This window comes from Acetivibrio ethanolgignens (genome assembly GCF_001461035.1).
In the GTDB taxonomy this organism is placed as follows: Bacteria; Bacillota; Clostridia; order Lachnospirales; family Lachnospiraceae; genus Velocimicrobium; species Velocimicrobium ethanolgignens.
Map to the genome: position 1 here is coordinate 23485 of NZ_LNAM01000057.1, position 20113 is coordinate 43597.

17 protein-coding genes are annotated in these 20113 nt (G+C 43.8%); 15 read left to right on the plus strand and 2 right to left on the minus strand.

Features of this window, described 5'->3' with window-relative positions; all coding sequences use genetic code 11:
• Positions 1–31: 31 nt before the first annotated feature.
• A complete protein-coding gene (gene glyA / locus ASU35_RS03840; RefSeq protein ID WP_058351739.1) occupies positions 32–1270 on the plus strand; it encodes a serine hydroxymethyltransferase in 1239 nt (412 codons plus the stop codon).
• Positions 1271–1338: 68 nt separating this feature from the next.
• Here the strand turns inward: glyA and ASU35_RS03845 are convergent, their stop codons facing one another.
• Entirely contained in the window at positions 1339–2007 is a 669-nt protein-coding gene (locus ASU35_RS03845) for an ATP-binding protein (protein WP_058351740.1), read from the minus strand.
• Between the two features lie 179 nt (positions 2008–2186).
• On the opposite strand from ASU35_RS03845, the gene ASU35_RS03850 reads away from it, so the two are divergent.
• From ASU35_RS03850 to ASU35_RS03875, 6 genes are read left to right on the plus strand one after another with little or no spacing between them, the layout of a single operon-like run.
• On the plus strand, positions 2187–3077 hold the full coding sequence (locus ASU35_RS03850) for a hypothetical protein (protein WP_058351741.1): 891 nt from the start codon (positions 2187–2189) through the stop codon (positions 3075–3077).
• 40 nt (positions 3078–3117) lie between these two features.
• The gene (locus ASU35_RS03855) at positions 3118–4797 is read left to right on the plus strand and encodes a M3 family oligoendopeptidase (RefSeq protein WP_058351742.1); all 1680 of its coding nucleotides are present in this window, start codon (positions 3118–3120) and stop codon (positions 4795–4797) included.
• Positions 4785–5300: a DNA-deoxyinosine glycosylase gene (locus ASU35_RS03860; protein WP_058351743.1), complete on the plus strand. Its 516-nt coding sequence runs from the start codon at positions 4785–4787 to the stop codon at positions 5298–5300. Before ASU35_RS03855 ends, ASU35_RS03860 begins: the two co-directional genes overlap by 13 nt.
• Positions 5281–6636: an MATE family efflux transporter gene (locus tag ASU35_RS03865; protein WP_058351744.1), complete on the plus strand. Its 1356-nt coding sequence runs from the start codon at positions 5281–5283 to the stop codon at positions 6634–6636. Before ASU35_RS03860 ends, ASU35_RS03865 begins: the two co-directional genes overlap by 20 nt.
• A 12-nt stretch (positions 6637–6648) precedes the next feature.
• Complete coding sequence (locus ASU35_RS03870; protein WP_058351745.1) at positions 6649–7236, plus strand: Maf family protein; 588 nt, start codon at positions 6649–6651, stop codon at positions 7234–7236.
• Complete coding sequence (locus tag ASU35_RS03875; protein ID WP_058351746.1) at positions 7233–8741, plus strand: carboxypeptidase M32; 1509 nt, start codon at positions 7233–7235, stop codon at positions 8739–8741. The genes ASU35_RS03870 and ASU35_RS03875 overlap by 4 nt, the downstream gene beginning before the upstream one ends.
• Here the strand turns inward: ASU35_RS03875 and abc-f are convergent.
• A complete protein-coding gene (abc-f, locus tag ASU35_RS03880; protein WP_058351747.1) occupies positions 8730–10679 on the minus strand; it encodes a ribosomal protection-like ABC-F family protein in 1950 nt (649 codons plus the stop codon). The two genes, ASU35_RS03875 and abc-f, sit on opposite strands and share 12 nt — an antisense overlap.
• A gap of 134 nt (positions 10680–10813) precedes the next feature.
• Here abc-f and ASU35_RS03885 point away from each other — a divergent pair, with 134 nt between their 5' ends.
• The 8 genes from ASU35_RS03885 (at position 10814) to ASU35_RS03920 (ending at position 20109) form a co-directional block, all read left to right on the plus strand.
• Positions 10814–11461 (plus strand): redox-sensing transcriptional repressor Rex, encoded by a 648-nt coding sequence (locus ASU35_RS03885; protein ID WP_058351748.1) that lies wholly within the window; start codon positions 10814–10816, stop codon positions 11459–11461.
• Complete coding sequence (acpS, locus tag ASU35_RS03890; RefSeq protein WP_058351749.1) at positions 11458–11859, plus strand: holo-ACP synthase; 402 nt, start codon at positions 11458–11460, stop codon at positions 11857–11859. Before ASU35_RS03885 ends, acpS begins: the two co-directional genes overlap by 4 nt.
• Entirely contained in the window at positions 11819–13276 is a 1458-nt protein-coding gene (locus ASU35_RS03895; RefSeq protein WP_058351750.1) for an NAD(P)H-hydrate dehydratase, read from the plus strand. The genes acpS and ASU35_RS03895 overlap by 41 nt, the downstream gene beginning before the upstream one ends.
• A 29-nt stretch (positions 13277–13305) precedes the next feature.
• The gene (alr, locus tag ASU35_RS03900; protein ID WP_058351777.1) at positions 13306–14496 is read left to right on the plus strand and encodes an alanine racemase; all 1191 of its coding nucleotides are present in this window, start codon (positions 13306–13308) and stop codon (positions 14494–14496) included.
• Positions 14497–14583: 87 nt separating this feature from the next.
• Positions 14584–14931: a type II toxin-antitoxin system PemK/MazF family toxin gene (locus ASU35_RS03905; RefSeq protein ID WP_058351751.1), complete on the plus strand. Its 348-nt coding sequence runs from the start codon at positions 14584–14586 to the stop codon at positions 14929–14931.
• A gap of 29 nt (positions 14932–14960) precedes the next feature.
• A complete protein-coding gene (locus ASU35_RS03910) occupies positions 14961–16163 on the plus strand; it encodes a hemolysin family protein (RefSeq protein ID WP_058351752.1) in 1203 nt (400 codons plus the stop codon).
• 434 nt (positions 16164–16597) lie between these two features.
• Entirely contained in the window at positions 16598–18334 is a 1737-nt protein-coding gene (locus ASU35_RS03915) for an ABC transporter ATP-binding protein (protein WP_058351753.1), read from the plus strand.
• Positions 18325–20109 carry an ABC transporter ATP-binding protein gene (locus ASU35_RS03920; RefSeq protein ID WP_058351754.1) on the plus strand — a complete coding sequence of 595 codons (1785 nt, stop codon included), beginning with the start codon at positions 18325–18327 and terminating at the stop codon, positions 20107–20109. The genes ASU35_RS03915 and ASU35_RS03920 overlap by 10 nt, the downstream gene beginning before the upstream one ends.
• The last annotated feature ends 4 nt before the right edge of the window (positions 20110–20113 follow it).

Sequence of the window (20113 nt, forward strand, 5' to 3'; positions counted from 1 at the left end):
AAGGAATCAAAAAATGAGGAGGTGCTTTCAAGTGTACGATTTTACTGAAGTGGCAAATTATGATGCAGAGCTTGCCAAGGCGATGGAGCTGGAGCTTTCCAGACAGCGAAGCCATATTGAGCTTATTGCGTCAGAGAATTTTGTAAGTAAGGCTGTCATGGCAGCGATGGGAAGCCCACTGACGAACAAATACGCAGAGGGGTATCCAGGAAAGCGTTATTATGGTGGCTGTGAATATGTAGATATGGTAGAGAACCTGGCCAGAGACCGGGCGATGAAGCTGTTTGGCTGTACCTATGCCAATGTGCAGCCACATTCCGGAGCTCAGGCCAATATGGCAGTATATTTTGCTCTGGTTAAGCCGGGCGATACGGTAATGGGCATGAATCTGGCCCATGGTGGTCATCTGACCCATGGAAGCCCGGTAAATATGTCAGGAAGCTACTTTAACATCGTTCCTTATGGTGTCGATGAAAATGGCTATATTGACTATGATGAGGTAGAAAGGATTGCTCTGGAATGCAAGCCGAAGATGATTATTGCGGGAGCTAGTGCTTATGCAAGAAAGCTTGATTTTAAGCGGTTTCGTGAAATCGCGGACAAGGTTTCTGCTTATCTTTTCGTGGATATGGCACATATTGCCGGACTGGTGGCAGCAGGACTTCATGAAAGCCCGATTCCGTATGCCCATGTTGTAACAACAACTACCCACAAGACCCTGCGGGGACCAAGAGGCGGTATGATTTTGTCCAGTGCTGAGTTCGCTGAGGAGCATAAGCTTAACAAGGCTATTTTCCCTGGAACCCAGGGCGGCCCGCTGATGCACGTTATCGCAGGCAAGGCTGTATGCTTTAAAGAAGCCTTAGACCCATCCTTTAAGGTGTATGCACAGACGATTATTGACAATTGCCAGGCTCTGGCAGAGGGGTTAAAGAAGCGTGGCTTCAACCTGGTATCCAATGGTACGGATAATCACCTTTTGCTGGTAGACTTGCAGAGCAAGGGCGTGACCGGTAAGGATGCAGAGCAGCTTTTGGATGAGGTAAACATTACATGTAATAAAAATGCAATTCCAAATGATCCGGCTTCTCCATTTGTAACCAGTGGTATCCGTCTGGGAACGGCAGCTATCACAACCAGAGGTATGCAGCCGGAGGATATGGATGTTATCGCAGAAGCTATCTCCCTGTGCATTGACGGCGGCGAGGAGAATAAAGAAAAGGCAAAGAAGCTGGTAGCAGAACTGACGGAGAAGTATCCGTTGTATTAAGACGAATATATAGAAGATAAAATGCCTGGGAAGCTTATTTGATTTCCCAGGCACTTTTATAAGAAAAATTATCCAACCGGAAACCTTACACTTGCCTTGAACAAATCCCCATCTGTCGTTATTGTAAGCCTGCCGCCCTGAAGCTCAGTAAAGCTTTTTACAATTGCCAGGCCCAGGCCGGAGCCTTCCGTGCTTCTGGACTTGTCACCGCGGACGAAGCGGTCGGTGATTTCGTCGATAGAGAAGTTAAGCTCGGCGGCAGAGATGTTTTTCATGGTAAGAGTGACATCTGTTTCTCCCTGGCAAAGCTCAATGTAAGCACGGGAATGAGGCAGTGCGTATTTGGTAATATTAATCATAAGGTTTTCAATAATCCGGTAGGTTTTTTCGCTGTCCAGCATAAGACATACTTTATCCTCCGGCAGCTGATAGCGGAAGTCGATAAAGGAAGCATTGATAGCATCCTCCAGTTTTTTAAAGCCCTTCTGGATGCGGGAAATAGCTGTGCCAAGGGAAGAAAAGATGCCAAGGTCCTTCTGGATAGTAACATTTAAGTTGCCCTCTGCCATTTCATCGGCGGCGGATAAAAGCACCTGATATTTTTCCTTTAGCTCCAGAGCGTATTTCTTGAGGAAAAAGAAAAGAAATACCGAGTAAACTAGCAGACCGAAGGTACCAAAGAACCAGGTAAGGCTCAAAAGTCCGGCAATAATGAACTGGATGCCAACAAGCTTCAAAAGCTTTTTGTCAAGGTCATCACTAAAGTCAACGGAGCGGATAACTCCTAAGAGCCAGGCAGGGAAAGCTTACAGATTAGAGGGGGAAAACGAAAGAATTTATTAAGATTTGTAAGGCTTGCTATCCAGGAGCCTCTTTGATATAATGATATAGGATAAATCAACAGAGGAGGAAGGGTATGGGGTTTTCTGAAGAGCTGCTCGTTTATGAGCAGATGAAGGCAGACGTTAAGGTGCTGGAAGGAAAGCTGGCAGATAAAAGGGAAGAATTTTATAGATTAGAGCAGGAGTTTACGCAGCTTTGTAAAAGCATGGAGAAGGAAAAGACAGATTTTGACAAGCTGAAAAAGGCTTCGCTTTCCCAGGTAATAGCTAAAATTGCTGGCAACTATGATGAAAAATGTGACAAGGAATACCGGGAATATATTGAGGCAAAAAGAAAATATGATGATGCACAGTTTCAGGTAGAGGATGTAAAGCGGCAGATAGCTAGAATAGAGGCAGAGATGGATAGCTTAAAAACAGCAATTCCACAAAAGCTGAAAGAACTGCGGGAAAGCTATCCGGAGGGCAAGGAGCTGGGAGAAAAGCTGGATGCAGAGAAAGAAAAGCTTTTATGCCAGAAAAAGGAGATTTCAGAGGCTGTTTCTGCGATAGAAAGAACACGCGATTATGCCCAGGAAGCACTGCTTTCTCTGGATAGTGCCGGCTTTGCTGCTACCTTTGATGTTGTTGGAGGCGGTGGTGCACTGGCGGATCTGGTAAAATATTCAGCTCTTGAGAAGGCTTGTGGACTGGTGAGCAGTATGCGGGCGGCTGTAGAGGCGATGAAAAGGGAGCTTTCAGATGTAAATATTGCTTTTAGTGAGGAGATTGATAGGATAGATAACGGAACCCGCTTCTGGGATATAGCTTTTGACAATATCTTTACAGACTGGGCAGTGAGGGACCGGATTGAAGAGAATAAGCATAAGCTTGTTGGGTATGTAGATAAACTGGATTCGATACAGGAAAGGCTGGAAAAGCAGATGGCTGATATGAACGAGGAGCTGGAAAACTATAATTTTTAAAATAATTTCAATTAATCTATAGGAAAGGTAGGGTGCTACAATGAAATTTATGGATATGCTCTATGAAAGAGTGGATTTTGAAGGAGTAGAAAAGGAATTCCTGGCACTGATGGAGGAATTTAAGGGAGCAAAAAGCGGTGAGGAGCAGTTTGGCGTACATGAAAAGTTTTACGGACTGTGTGACCGTGTCATGACAAATATAACGATTGCCCAGATTCGCCACGATATTGATACAACAGATGAGTTTTACAGCAAAGAACAGGATTATTATGATGAGATTCAGCCAAAGATTGGGAATCTGATGGTTTCCTATCAGAAGCTTTTATACGAATCACCATACAGAGCTTATCTGGAGGAGAAAATCGGACCGGTGGCTTTCAAAAATATGGAGCTGGCGATGAAATCTACCGATGAACGGCTGATTCCGCTGATGCAGGAGGAAAATGCCCTGACTACCGAGTATGATAAGCTGATTGCCGGTGCAAAGATTGACTGGGAGGGCGAGACTCTTAATCTGTCACTGTTGCAGAAGCATATGAAGAGCCCGGACAGAGAGGTTAGAAGAAAGGCATGGGAGAAGTATGCCGCCTTTTTTGAGGAAAATGCAGAAACCTTGGACACTATCTATGATAAGCTGGTAAAATGCCGCACTGCCCAGGCAAAAGAGATGGGCTATGAGAATTATCTGGAGCTTGGATATTACCGCATGAATCGTAACTGCTATGATAAGACAATGGTAGAAAGCTTCCGGAATCAGATAAAGACTGTGTTTGTGCCATTTGCAGAAAAGCTTCATGAGAAAAGAAGAGAGCGTCTGGGGCTTTCCAAGCTTTCTTATATTGATGAGGGTATCTATTTTAAGGAAGGCAATCCTGCTCCAACCGGCACACCGGAGGAGATTATGGCAGCCGGACAGAAGATGTATAGTGAGCTGTCTAGCGAGACAAAGGAATTCTTTGACTTTATGACAGAGAACCAGCTCTTTGATGTACTGGGAAGAAAGACAAAAAAGGCTGGCGGCTACATGACCTATCTTCCGCTTTATCATGCACCGTTTATTTTTGCAAACTTTAATGGAACCAGTGGAGATGTGGACGTTATTACCCATGAGTGCGGACATGCTTTCCAGGGCTATTTATCCGGCTTTGATAAGATTCAGGAGCATCGGGATATTACTATGGAGACTGCAGAGATTCACTCCATGTCCATGGAATTTTTTACCGAAAAGTATATGGAGCTGTTCTTTGGGGACAAGGCAGATGCTTACCGCACGATGCACCTGGAGGATGCAGTGGCCTTTATTCCATACGGCTGTATGGTAGATGAATTCCAGCATATTGTATATGAAAATCCGGAAATGACACCGGCAGAGCGGCATGCGGCATGGAAGAAGCTGGAAAAGGAATATAAGCCTCATCTGGATTATGAAGGAAGTCCATTCTTTGAGAAGGGCGGTTTCTGGCAGAGGCAGCTGCATATCTATGACTATCCGCTTTATTATATTGATTACTGTCTCGCTCAGAGCTGTGCCCTCCAGTATAAGGCATGGATGGATGAAAATTATGAGGAGGCATGGAAGAGCTACTTAAAGCTTTGCCGTCTGTCTGCTTCCGATTTTTATACCAATATGGTAAAAGAGGTTGGTCTTAAGCTTCCATTTGAGGATGGCTGCATTCAGGAAATTGTAGATAAGATTGAGAAAAAATTATGGAACGAGTAAACCATGAATTTGACCCTGTTTTTGATGAAGGTTCCCAAATATTGATTTTGGGAACTTTCCCATCTGTAAAATCAAGAGAGACGAGATTTTTTTATGGACATCCCAGAAACCGTTTCTGGACGGTGATGGCAGCATTGACTGGTTGGGAGGTTCCGGTAACGATAGAGGAAAAAAAGAAGCTTTTGCTGGAAAATCATATTGCTATCTGGGATGTAATCGCGAGCTGCGAAATCCAGGGTTCCAGTGACAGCTCCATAAGGAATGTGGTGCCCACGGATTTGAACCGGATTTTTGAAAAAGCTCCCATCAGGGCCATTTTTGCCAATGGAGGTAAGGCCTATGAGCTTTATATGAGATACAGCTATGAAAAAACAGGGCGTGAAATCAGAAGGCTTCCATCGACCAGCCCGGCAAATGCAGCCTTTAGTCTGGAACGGCTGGTTGAAGAATGGAAAAAAGCAATTTTAAAGGAAAGTGAAAGGCATGTCGGAAAAGAACAATGAACTTCGCATGACTGAGGGAAATATAGGAAAACAGATATTGGCTTTTTCTCTGCCGCTGATTATTGGCAATCTATTTCAACAGCTATATAATACAGTAGATTCGGTGGTAGTAGGCCAGTATGTAGGAAAAGAGGCACTGGCAGCTGTTGGCTCCAGCAATTCCCTGATTAACCTTATGATAGGTATCCTTACGGGCATCGCGACAGGAGCCGGTGTTATCATTGCCCAGTATTATGGAGGAAAAAAGGAAGAGAAGCTTTCCTGGGCAGTACATACAGCGATGACGATTAGTATCCTTGGGGGAATTCTCATGACTTTTCTGGGTATAGCGGCATCAGGACCGATTCTTCGTTTGATGGGAACCCCGGAGTCTGTTATGCCAAGCTCAACTACCTACTTAAGGATATTCTTTCTGGGCTCGGTCTTTAATCTGATATATAATATTGGCTCCGGTATTCTGAGGGCTGTAGGCGATTCCAAAAATCCGCTGTACTATTTAACCTTTGCCTCTCTTGTAAATATCGGATTGGATTTGTTATTTGTTATCGTATTTCCCATGGGTGTGGCAGGAGCAGCCTGGGCAACGATTACAGCTCAGGCGGTGTCAGCTCTTTTGGTGTTGGGGAAGCTTATGACCTGTAAAACTCCGTACCGAATATACTTAAAAAAGCTTCGCATTGACAGGATTATGGCAGGACGGATTATCCGTTTTGGTGTACCTGCCGGCCTGCAAAATTCGATTATTTCCCTGTCTAATGTTATTGTCCAGGCAAATATCAACAGCTTTGGTGATGCAGCGATGGCAGGCTGTGGGGCCTATAATAAGGTAGATGGCTTTGTGCTTTTGCCGATTATGAGCCTTAGTATGGCAGTTATGACCTTTGTGGGACAGAATGTCGGTGCGGGTAAATACGACCGGGCAAAAAAAGGACTCTGGGCCACCTGTGGTATTACGATGGTATATGTTATCGCTGTTTCCGTAATACTGTTCCTTTTCCGGATACAGGCAATCAGTCTGTTCTCTAACGATGCAGAGGTTATTGAAAATGGTGTTCTTATGATGATTATCCTGATGCCGTTTTACTGGATAATTGCTCTGGTAAATATTTGTACTGGAGCCTTTCGCGGGGCAGGACACTCCTTTATGGCAATGATGGTTATGATAGTGAACCTGTGTGGTGTCCGTATGCTTTGGATCTGGATTACTGTGCCGATGGTTTCAAGGCTTTCTACTGTACTGTGGGGATATCCGGTCAGCTGGATTACGGCATTTTTATGCTGCCTGTTCTTTGTGAGAGGCAGATGGATACAGGTCTATAAAAAAGAAAAAAAGTAATGGAGGAAGAAAATGAAGATTATTTTGGCGTCAGCTTCTCCAAGAAGAAGAGAACTGATGGACTTAGTAGAATTGCCTTACGAGGTTATTCCAAGCACAAGAGAAGAGGTAATTACCAGTACAATTCCGGCTGATGTGGTAAGGGAGCTTTCTCTTATGAAAGCAGAGGATGTAGCAGAGAAGGCTTTACTAGGAGAAGAAGAGCTTGCTTTAGTTATCGGAGCAGATACGGTAGTTGCCTGCGACAATGAAATCCTTGGAAAGCCGAAAAACGAAGAAAATGCAAAAGAGATGCTTCGTAAGCTGGCAGGACGCAGTCACAGTGTGTTTACAGGTATTGCTCTTTTGTGGATAAAGGATGGAAAAATCGTAAAGACTGTGAATAAAGCCGTGGAAACGAAGGTACTCGTGGAAGCTATGTCAGAAGAAGAAATTGCAGCCTATGTAGCGACCGGGGAGCCAATGGACAAGGCAGGAGCTTATGCGATTCAGGGCAAATTTGCACCGTATATCAGTGGAATAGAAGGCGATTATTATAATGTAGTCGGTTTCCCAATCTGTACGGTTAGAAAGGAAATCAGAAAAGAGGTAGAGATATGAGCAAAATATTTGATGAGCTAAAGGTTTATCTGGAAAGGGGCGATGCCTTAAGTGAGGCACAGCGAATCTTTGAATGGGACTCAGCAACACTGGCTCCAAAGCTGGCAGATGAGAACACTGCCAGAGTAGTAGGCATATTGTCGGATATGTATTTTAAGACCTATGTAAATGAGGATGTAAAAAAGTGTTTAGAGGAGCTTGCAAAGCCGGAGGAGCTTGACAAGCTTACACCGGCTGAGAAAGCTCAGGTAAAGGAGCTTCGCAGGCTGGTAAGTGACTTGGAAAAACTCCCTCCAGAGGAGTACCGGGAGTTTTCTGAGCTGGTGGCAAGAGCTATGGGTATCTGGGAGGAAGCCAGAGAAAATGATGACTATGGGAAGTTTGCTCCGGTATTGGAAAAAATTATTGAATTTCAGAAAAAATTTGCAGGCTACCGGATGGACCCGGAAAAACACAGCTGCCTGTATGATGTACTTTTAGATGAGTATGAGTCCGGGTTTACCGTGGAAAAGCTGGATGAGTTTTTTGAGGTTATCCGGAGCGAGCTGGTTCCTTTTATCAAGGAGGTTGTAGAAAAGGCGGCCTCTGTGGATAAATCCTACAATGAAAAGCACTATGATGTGGATAAACAGAGGGAATTGAGCCATATGCTGGCAGAGTATGTGGGCTTTGATTTTGATAGGGGTGTTATGGCAGAAAGTGCCCACCCATTTACAACGAATTTCCATAACAAGGATGTTCGTATTACCAATCATTTTTATGAAAACAATCTGGAAAGTGCTATTTTTTCTGTAATTCATGAGAGTGGACATGCTCTGTATGAAATGCAGGTGGCCGATGAATTTACGCAAACGCTGGTAGGAGAAGGTACCTCTATGGGGATGCACGAATCCCAGTCCCGTTTCTTTGAGAACATTGTAGGAAGAAACGAACAGTTCTGGAAACCGTTGTATGGAAAGCTTACCGATATGTTTCCGGAGCAGCTTGCCAGTGTGTCCCTGGAGCAGTTTATTTTAGGCAGCAATAAGCCAGTGCCTGGGCCAATCCGTACCGAAGCAGATGAGCTTACCTATGCGTTGCATATTTTAGTACGTTATGAAATCGAAAAGATGATTTTCAATAACGAGGTAGGTGTCGATGAGCTTCCAAAGGTATGGAAGGAAAAATATGAGGAATACTTAGGGATTACACCAACGAATGATGCAGAGGGTATTCTTCAGGATGTCCACTGGTGCGGTGGCGATTTTGGCTATTTTCCATCCTATGCACTGGGAAGTGCGGTAGCAGCCCAGATTTATTATCAGATGCAAAAGGTGCTGCCTTTTGACGAGTGCCTGGAGCAGGGCAAGCTGGAGCCAATCCGTGCGTATCTAAAGGAGCATATTCACAGATTTGGAAAAAGTAAGAATACGAATGAAATTCTTCGGGATATGATGGGTGAGGAATTTAACCCGGAATATTATGTAAAATATCTGAAGGAGAAATATACAAAGTTATTCCGCTAGCTCCTCCCATCGTTCCATCAGTACCTCCAACCGCTCTTCCAGAGCGGTTTTTTCTTTGTTAAGCTCCATCAGGCGGGAGACATCAGTAAAAATCTCTTCCTGGGTCAGAAGCTCGTTAATTTCTTCATTGCGAAGCTCTAATTTATGGATTTCATCCTCACATTTTTTCAAATCATTGAGACGCTTCTGCTGACGGGCTTTTTCTTCCTTTTGCTGCTGCCAGTCAAGCTTGGTACCAGAGACCGGGGCAGCTGGCTGGGAAGATATACTAAAGGAAGCGGCTGCTTTTGAGGCAGAGGTATCGGAAGCAAGAGCTGCCGCCTCTAAAAGTCCCTCCTTCTGCTTTTCCAGGTAATAATCATAGTTTCCGGCATAATTAATCAAATGCTCTTTTGTTAAATCCAGAATCCGGGTAGCTGTCTTATTGATAAAATAACGGTCATGGGACACATATAAAACAGTGCCGGCATAGTGTGCAATGGCATTTTCAAGAATTTCCTTGGAAACAATATCCAGATGGTTGGTTGGCTCATCCAGAATCAGGAAGTTGGCCTCGGATAGCATAAGCTTTGCTAAGGAAACGCGGCCTCTTTCTCCACCGCTTAAATCCTTGATTCGTTTGAATACATCATCTCCGGTAAATAAAAAAGCAGCAAGAACATTGCGGATATGGGTATTGTCCATATAGGGATAGGCATCCTGTAGTTCGTCAAAAAGAGTCTTTTCCATGTTTAGGACATGATGCTCCTGGTCATAGTAGCCGATTTCTACCTTGGTGCCGAGGCGGATTTCTCCGGCATCTGCAGGAAGCAGGTCATTGATAATCTTTAAAATCGTTGTTTTCCCGGTTCCGTTTGCACCGATGATGGCCACCTTTTCTCCACGCTTAATATCAAAATTAAGATTGGAAAACAGGTGGTTTGAGCCAAAGGCTTTGCTTAATCCCTTTACGGTCAGTACATCATTACCACTGGTGATAGATGGCTCCAGGGAAAAGTGGATTTCAGCCTCATGAGTAATTGGTTTTTCTACAAGCTCTATTTTATTTAACAGCTTTTCACGGCTTTCAGCACGCCTAATGGATTTTTCACGATTGAAGGAGCGGAGCCTGGTGATAACCTCCTCCTGGTGCTTAATTTCCCGCTGCTGGTTATAGTACTGTTTTAGCTTTGCTTCGCGAAGCTGAGCTTTTTTCTGGGCATACTGGGTATAGCTGCCGGAATACATCTGGGCCTTCTTATGCTCCAGCTCGATGACCTTGGTTACAATGCGATCCAGAAAATAACGGTCATGGGCGACGATGACAACGGCTCCTTTATAGTTTAGTAAGAAGCTTTCCAGCCATGCAATAGAGTTAAGATCCAGGTGGTTAATCGGCTCGTCCAGAAGGATAAGGTCGGGAGTGGACAAAAGAAGCTTTCCTAAGGCCACCCTGGTTTTCTGACCGCCGGACAGGGTGCTGGTAGTGCGGTTAAAATCCTCCTCGGCAAAGCCAAGCCCCCTTAATACACCGACAATTTCGCTCTCACAGGCATAGCCATTCTTTTGCTCAAATTCGTGATTTAAGCGGGTATAGGTGGAAAGAAGCTGCTCCAGCTCTTCGCCGGCAGCATGCTTCATTTTAAGCTCTGTACTGCGGATTTCTTCCTGGAGATCGAAAACCTCCTGCTTGACCTTACACATTTCCTCATAAATCGTACCAGAAGCGGAAAGCTCCTGGTGCTGGGCCAGATAGCCAATCGTGGTATCCTTAGCGGTAATAACCTCGCCGGAATCGGTAGAAAGCTCACCGATGATAATTTTTAAGAGGGTAGATTTACCAGCACCATTGCTTCCTACAATGGCAGCTTTTTCCTGGTCATTTATATGAAAGGAAACATCCGATAAAATTTCCTCTGTTCCAAAGGACTTGTAGATATTCTGACAAGATAGTATCATAAAATTCACTCCGTTTCATTGGCATCAAACACATTATAAATGAGAAGGTAAAGCAGTGTCAAGGTTGACAGATATTTAAGGTTTATAATATAATAGATTCATATATGTAGATAAATTAGTTGGGAGGCATATAAGTGGCTGGTAAAGTAATCTCATTAGCGGTAATCCGGCGGCTTCCACGATATTATCGGTATCTTGGGGAACTGTTGGAGAATGGTGTAGTAAGAATTTCGTCCAAGGAATTAAGCGAAAGGATGCAAGTAACAGCATCCCAGATTCGGCAGGATTTAAATAATTTTGGTGGATTTGGGCAGCAGGGTTACGGTTATAATGTAGAATATTTGTATACGGAGATTGGGAAAATTCTTGGTCTGGATAGACAGTACAATATGATTATTATTGGAGCCGGTAACTTTGGACAAGCTTTAGCAAATTATACTGCTTTTGAACGAAGAGGTTTTATATTAACGGGTATTTTTGATGTAAATCCACGACTGGAGGGAATATCTATCCGCGGTATTCCTGTTCGGATGATGGATGAGCTTAAGGATTTTGTAAAAGAAACTCCAGTGCATATTGCGGCTTTAACGATACCAAAGGCAAAGGCACCGCAGGTGGCACAGGATTTAGTTAAGCTGGGGATAAAGGCGATTTGGAATTTTGCTTCTACAGATTTACACCTTCCGGAGGGAGTTGTATCCCAGAATGTGCATTTGACAGAGAGCCTGATGCAGTTATCTTATAATCTTAAGAATCTGGAGGAAGAAGAAGGTAAACAATGATTGCCGGTATCGGAATGGATATGGTAGAGATTCATAGGGTGGTAAAGGCCTGTGAAAGAGCGGCTTTTTTGAAAAAATATTTTACCGAGGCAGAACGGGAATTGATTGCGGTAGATTTAAAGAGAGCAGCAGATAATTTTGCTGTGAAGGAGGCTGTATCAAAAATGTTTGGTACAGGCTTTCGGGAAATCTCACCGATAGACATAGAGTGTCTCCGTGATAAGCTTGGGAAGCCTTATGTAAATTTGTATGGAAAGGCAGCAGAGTACAAAAGACTTCTTTCCATTGATGAAATTTATGTAACGATTACCAATACCCGGGAGCTTTCGGCAGCAGTTGCGGTAGGTGAAACAAAGAATGAAATATCTTATGAGAGCAGGACAGATGAAGGAGATTGACAGGTATTCCATAGAAGAGATTGGGATACCTTCTCTTGTATTGATGGAAAAAGCAGCTGGCGAGGTAGCAAAGCTGCTTTCTGAAGCTACGGACAAAGAAGAAGCTATCCTGGCTGTCTGTGGTACGGGGAATAACGGTGGAGATGCTGTAGCGGCAGCACGAATTCTCTATGAAAGAGGAAGAAATGCAGCCATCTGCTTGATTGGAAGAGAAGAAAGAGCTACTGAGGAAATGAAAAGGCAGCTTCTGATTGCCAGAAACTGTGGTGTGCCTGTGCGGGGCAAAGAGGCTCTGGATGAATATACTATTATTATCGATGGTTTATTTGGCATAGGGCTTTCCCGCGAGATAGAGGGAGAGTACCGAGGGGTTATTGAAAAAATCAATGCTGGTAACCATCGAGTTATTGCTGTAGATGTGCCTTCCGGCATCCATGGGGATACCGGAAGGGTAATGGGAGCCGCCATCCGTGCAGAAAAGACGGTGACCTTTGGCTATGGAAAGCCAGGACTTTACCTTTACCCGGGATGTGAATATGCCGGAGAACTGTATGTAAAAGATATTGGTTTTTCAAGGAAGTCACTGGAGCAGGTGAAACCGGATTGTTTTTTTTATGATAAAGAGGATTTGAGACTTTTGCCCCAGAGGAGGGCTTATTCCAATAAGGGAAGCTATGGCAAGCTTTTAATCATTGGTGGAGCCGAAGGGATGGCTGGAGCCTGTATTTTGGCGGCGAAGGCAGCACTGCGGAGCGGAGCCGGACTGGTAAAGATTCTGGCAGCGAAGGAGAACCGGGAGATTGTGCAGGCAAGTCTTCCGGAAGCGATGTTTGCTCCGTGGGAGATGGCTGAAAAAGAACTTTCCTGGGCCGATGCAGTAGTACTGGGACCGGGACTTTCTCAAAGCGAAAAAAGCCGGGAGCTGTTTTTAATGCTTTGGGAAAAGGAAGATATCCCGCTGGTTTTAGATGCAGATGGACTGAATCTACTTGCGAAACTGGGAGGAATGGATTATAGTAAGAGAAGCAATGTAATTTTAACCCCTCATTTAAAGGAAATGGAACGGCTTTCCAGAATTTCGACAGAGGAAATCCGTGAAACACTGATAGAAACAGTGAAGTACTATGGAAGAAGGAGTTCTGTGCTGGTACTGAAGGATGCGAGAAGTGTTGTTTCTGATGGAGAGCGGGTGTACCTTAATGTATCTGGAAACCATGCTTTAGCAAAGGGAGGCTCCGGAGATGTACTATCCGGTATCATTGGCGGGCTGCTTGCTCAGGGAGCAAGGCTGTTTGAAGCGGCAAGCCTGGGGGTATATGTACATGGTCTGGCGGCGGAGCATTTTGTAGAAGGAAGCAGCGGGTACTCCCTGCTGGCAGGTGAACTTACAGAGGAGTTAAGGTGGATATTGCCCTGAGGGAATATCCGGAAAGGAAGAGATTAGAAATGAAGGAGTATTATCGGGTTCAGGCCGAGATTGACCTGGATGCTATCTGCCGAAATATTCAGAACACAAAAAAGATAATTAAGCCGGGAACTAAGGTTATGGCTATTGTAAAAGCGGATGGCTATGGACATGGAGCAGTGCCGGTGGCGAAGGCCTTAAGCTCTCTTGTAGATGCCTATGGCGTAGCTATTGTCGAAGAAGGTGTAGAGCTCCGTGAAAATGGAATTACAAAGCCGATACTGGTGCTTGGATGTACACCGCCGGGACTTATACCACAGCTTTTGGCTTACGATATTATAGCTGCGACAGCAGACTATAAATTTGCAGAGCTTTTATCCGAAGAAGCACAAAAACAGAATAAGACAGCAAGACTTCACATTAAGCTGGATACTGGGATGAGCAGGATTGGCTTTTCTCTCACGGAGGAAAGTGTAGCTGCGATAAAGAAAATAAGTAAACTTCCAGGAATTGAAATCCACGGCTGCTTCAGCCATTTTTCAAAAGCAGATGAGACAGATAAGGCCTATGCGAAAAACCAGCTGGAGGGCTTTTTATGGATGCTTGGAAGACTTGAAGAGGAAGGAATTACAATTTCGGTGAAGCATATTTCCAACAGTGCCGGTATTATGGATTTACCAGAGGCGAATCTTGACATGGTGAGAAGTGGTATTTCTACCTATGGCCTGTATCCGTCGGAGGAGGTTAAAAAGGAGAAGCTTCCCCTAGAGCCTGCGATGTCAGTCCATTCATGGATTACCTTTGTAAAGGAGGTGCCGACAGGTACCTTAATAGGCTATGGCGGCACTTATATAACAAAGAAGCCAACCAGAGTAGCTACTGTACCTGTTGGCTATGGAGATGGCTACCCAAGAGCCCTGTCTAACCAGGGAAGAGTACTGATTCAGGGAAAAGCCTGCCCTATTATAGGAAGAGTCTGTATGGATCAGTTTATGGTAGATGTAAGTGAGATTTCTGTGGTAAAGCCGGGGGATGAGGCGATTCTTCTTGGAAGGGCTGGCGAGGAGGTCATTACTCTGGAGGAAATTGGCAGTATGAGTGCTTCCTTTAATTATGAAGCTGCCTGTGATGTTGGAAAGCGGATTCCACGGGTATACCGTTATCAGGGAAAAAAAGCAGGTACCTGTGATTATTATCATACGGCGAAGGAAGCTTATTCGCTGGAATTTTAAATTACTTTTACAGTTTATGGAATACGAAAGGAAAAAGTGGGCGATACTATAGCCGACGTCAAATCCATAAACGGAGTGTGAAAGAATTTGGTAATAAAACGAGGCGATATTTTTTATGCGGATTTAAGACCGGTAGTCGGCTCTGAACAGGGTGGTGTGCGGCCGGTGTTAATCATACAAAATGACATGGGCAATCGGCACAGTCCGACTGTCATCTGTGCAGCAATTACCTCCAAAATGAACAAGGCAAAGCTTCCGACCCATGTAGAGCTGGATGCTGCTAAGTATGCCATTGTAAAGGATTCGGTGATTTTGCTGGAGCAGGTAAGGACAATAGACAAATCCAGACTTAGGGAGAGAGTGTGTCATCTGGACGCCGAGATTTTAAAGAAGATTGATAAGGCATTGATGATAAGCTTTGATATAGCTACATAGGTCTGGACATAAAAAGGAGAGAAAAAGATATGGAAGATGGGAACCCCTTGTATATTGGGATTTTAGCAGCATTTATTTTAGTAGAGGCTGTTGTGTCCAGTGCAAAAGCTGCTTTTGAGGACAGCAACGAAGAAAATGAGAGGTATTTAAATACCCTTTCTCTATTTTTAACCCTGTTAAATATGGGAATTGGTGTTTTAGCCGTTCATTTAACAGAAATGGAAATTTGGAAAAAGCTTCTGTTCGGGCTTTTCTTAGCGTTTGTAGTCATGCTGTTTGGTTCCGTGCTTCCGGCTAAGCTTACAAAGCGGGATACGGAAAAAGCACGGAAAAGATATGAAGGAGCACTGGCAGTACTGTCCAATATCATATTGCCTTTTACATTTTTATTGGAGGCAGTCACAAGAGGCATTCTGTTTTTACTTCGGATAAAGCCGGAGGAGCTTAAGGATAATGTAACAGAAGAGGAAATCATTTCCATTGTTAATGAAGGCTCCCGTCAGGGTGTGCTGGAGGACAATGAGGTAGAGATGATTTCCAACATCATTGAGCTGGATGAAAAGGAAGCCCGGGATGTTATGACGCATCGAAGAAAGGTCGTCTCTGTCAGTACGGAGATGACCGTTGAGGAAGCTTTAAAATTCATGCTGGATGAAAGCTACTCACGATATCCCCTTTATGAAGGTGAAAAGGATAATATTGTGGGAGTTCTCCATTTGAAGGATCTGACCCGGTATTATGTCATGGGACGGGATAAGAGCATATCCCTGAAGGAAATCGCGAGGGAACCGTATTTTGTACCGGATACCCAGGCAGTGGATACGCTTTTTGATAACATGCAGAAGAATAAAATACATATGGCGATTGCAGTAGATGAATATGGACAGATGGCTGGTATTGTAGCGATGGAGGATATTCTGGAGGAAATCGTTGGTAATATTTTTGATGAGTATGATATTGATGAGCGGATGATTATAAAGCAGGGGAATAACCGTTATATCATGAAAGGGCTTACTCCGATAGATGAGGTGGAGGAGGCTCTGGGAATTGAGATTTTACAGGATGATTTTGATACCTTGAATGGGTGGCTTATTTCCCTTCTGGGACATCTGCCACAGGATAAAGAAAAATCTGTAGTTATGGCAGAGGGTTATCGATTCCAGATTATAGATGCAAGAAACAATATGATTCGAAATGTAAAGGTTGTGAAGGAAGAACAAAAGGAAGGATAATAAAAAGCAGCAGATAGGGGTATCTGCTGCTTTTTGGCAGCCGGTATTGTAGGGAGAACCGACTGCCAAAGCGTATAATAGGGTGGGAGTAGAAAGTAACTTGTGTACTTTCTGTAAATCATTATAATGATAAAATGTGTCAATAGTGTGAAAAAAATATGAAAAATTGTTGACATTTTTATATCAAAGGGTTATACTTGTCAAAGAAATATAAAGAAAAGGAGGTAAACATTATGATGAATAAAGGAATGAAAAATGTAACAAATTGTATATTGCAGTCTTCATGTAAGTTTACCTCAGTGACAGGAGAATAGTATCTTGCGTATAAGCATATAGGCAGGTTTTGCGTCCGTGGTATAGTTACCACGGACTTTTTGCGTATCCAGAGCTTTTAGACGCAAACTGTGACTGGGGATGGAGAGAGGAGGATTGACTTGAAAAAACTGACTGATTATATAAAAAAATACTGGCTGTCCTATCTATTTGCTGTTGCGTGTATGGTGACAGCGATAGGGTTGGATATGCTGTTCCCGATGATTACAAAGACGATTGTAGATGAGGTTTTAAAAAAGGGAAAAATGGAGCTTCTAAAGGGTTGCCTCATGGGAATCCTGTTGATTGGAATTGGTCGCTGTGTGACCGGCTACGCTAAGGAATACACCTTTGATATTGTAAGCTCTAAGATTGCAAGGGAGCTTCGGAAGGATTTATTTTCTCATATCCAGAGGCTTTCTATGAGCTATTTTGTTAATACGAATACAGGTACCTTGATGGCCAGAGTAAAGGATGATATTGATGCGGTATGGGCAGCCCTTGGCTACGTGGGAATGCTGATTCTTGAGATTATAATACATACTGTGATTGTTATATACTGTATGCTCCGCCTCAGCCCGGGGCTTACGATTATCCCATTGATTGTAATGCCGATTATGGGAACTTGTGCCATTTTTATGGAGCGGAGGCTGAATAAGATCTATGAGGAAATCAGCGAGGAAAATGCAAAGCTGAATACTGTTGCTGAAGAAAATCTGGCAGGTGTGCGTACGGTAAAGGCTTTTGCCCGTGAGAAATTTGAGATTCAGAAATTTTTGTCCCACAACAGCCGCTATTATGAGCTGAATATGCAGCAGTCCAAAGCTCTGGCAAAATACCAGCCTTATTTTCAGTTTGCAGGAAAGCTGATTCCTATGATTTCTGTTGTGATAGGTGGAGTTTTTGTTATTCGAGGGGAAATAACCCTGGGGACCTTAGTTGCTTTTCAGGAGTATTCCAGAAATATTGTCTGGCCGATGGAAACCATTGGCTGGGTCGCGAATGATTTTTCTGCTGCTGTGGCTTCTTATAAGAAAATCAGAAGGATTTTTAAAGAAGTACCGGAGATTAAGGAGCCGGAGAATGGAAAGGAGTTAAAAAATCCTGTTGGCGATATTACCTTTGATAAGGTATCCTTTTGCCTGGAGGAAAAGGAAATTCTTAAGGATATCAGTTTTCATGTGGCACCGGGAAAGACCCTTGGCATCATGGGGGCAACGGGGGCTGGAAAGAGCTCAATTATAAATCTTCTGGAACGGTTTTATGATGTGACAGAGGGAAAAATTCTTTTTGATGGAGAGGATATAAGAGATATTTCTCTGAAAAGTCTCCGGGGAAGTATGGCTTTGGTGATGCAGGATGTATTTTTGTTTTCTGATACGATTGAAGAAAATATTAAGATGGGCAAACGCTGTGAGGTAGATGCTAAAAGAATTCAGGAGGCAGCCCGCTTCGCCCAGGCAGATGATTTTATCGGGGAGATGGAGGAAAAATATTCTACAGTTGTAGGGGAACGGGGCGTTGGATTGTCTGGTGGACAAAAGCAGCGAATCAGTATTGCCAGGGCAGTAGCAAAGCGGACACCAGTACTGATTATGGATGACTCAACCTCTGCTCTGGATATGGAGACAGAGCATCAGATTCAGCGGGAATTAAAGGGGCTTACGGGTACAACAAAGCTGATTATTGCACATCGGATTTCTGCAGTGCGTCATGCCGATGAAATTCTGATTCTTAAAGAAGGACAGATTGCTGAGCGTGGTACCCATGAAGAGCTTTTGGAAAGGAAGGGGCTTTATTATGAAACTTATAAGGCCCAATATGGAAGCTATCAGGAGGTGATAGAGGGATGGCAGTAAATTCATTTCGGAGGGATGAAGCAACAAATACAGCAGGGAAAAAAGAAACCCTGGTGAGATTATTTGCCTATCTGTTCCGTTACAAGCTTCAGATTGCAGGAGTGCTTCTGGTAATGGGAACAACCATAGGGATTTCTTTAATCAACCCGCTTTTGATTGAACGGGCCATTGATGTATATATCAAAGGAAAAGACTTGCAGGGGCTTTTACGGCTGGGGATGTTTACCCTTTTACTCAATCTTGTTTTTGTAATTCTGGTAAAGGTGAGAATGTATGTTATGGCATATATCACCAACAAGATTCTGCTGGAAATCCGGCAGGAGCTATATGAGCATATCCAGACCCTGTCCTTTCAGTTTTTTGACAGCCGGCCGACGGGAAAGATTCTGGCCCGGATTATCGGGGATGTAAACTCCCTGAAAAATGTACTGACAAATAGTGTTACAACACTGATACCGGACTTTATTACAATCGTCGGTGTTGTTCTGATTATGTTTGTTAAGGATGCAAGGCTGGCAGCGGCGGCACTTTCCAGTCTGCCGCTAATGATAGCCGGTATCTGGCTGATTGGAATCAGGTCTCGTAAACGGTGGCAGGCTTATCGAAAAAAAGGCTCTAATGTAAATGCCTATGTTCATGAGGGGATTTCTGGTATGCATGTGATTCAGAGCTTTTCTGCTGAGCAGGAGACAAAGGACACCTTCGACAGTCTGGTAGAGGATTATCAGAAGAGCTTTGCTGATTGTGTATATCTGGCAGATATGCTTGGTCCGGTAGTTGATTTATGCTGGGGCATCGGGGCAATGATGCTTTATTTGGCGGGAATTCGTCTGGTAGGGGCAATTTCTGTAGGAACTCTGGTAGCCTTTGGTTCCTATATATGGATGTTCTGGAGTCCGGTTATGAATCTGAGTAATTTTTATAACCAGTTGATTACAGATATTGCTGGTGCGGAGCGGATTTTTGAAATCCTGGATACGAAGCCGGAGATTTTGGATGACAGGGAAGCTATAGAACTGCCAGAAATCCGGGGTGAGGTGGTATTTGATCATGTAGGATTTTCTTATGATGAGGGTACACAAAATGAAACGAAGGTTTTAGAGGATGTAAGCTTCTGTATAAAACCAGGAGAGACGATTGCACTGGTAGGACCGACTGGAGCAGGAAAGACAACGATTGTAAATCTTATCAGTCGTTTTTATGAAATTCAGAAGGGACATATTTATATTGATGGCTATGATTTACAGAAGGTGAAGGTAGAGAGTCTGCGGCAGCAGATGGGAGTTATGACCCAGGATAATTTTATTTTCTCCGGTACGGTAAAGGAAAACATCCGTTACGGAAAAATGGATGCAAGGGATGCAGAAATTATAGCGGCAGCAAAGGCTGTGAATGCTCATGAATTTATTGAAAAGCTGGAAAAGGGCTACGATACAGAGCTGAAGGAGCGTGGTGCAGGACTCTCAATTGGACAAAGGCAGTTGATTGCTTTTGCCAGGACGATGGTTTCTATGCCTAAAATCTTAATTTTGGATGAAGCAACCTCCAGTATAGATACCCATACGGAGCTTTTAGTACAGAAGGGTATAGAGGTACTTCTGGCAGGAAGAACTTCCTTTGTCATTGCCCACCGCCTGTCAACAATTCAGAAGGCAGACCGCATCTTTGTTATTGACAAGGGTGGTATTATAGAACAGGGGACAGCAAAGGAGCTTTTGGCGAAGAAAGGGGAATACTATAAGCTGTACATGGCACAGTTTAAGAATTTGTCATAAAGGA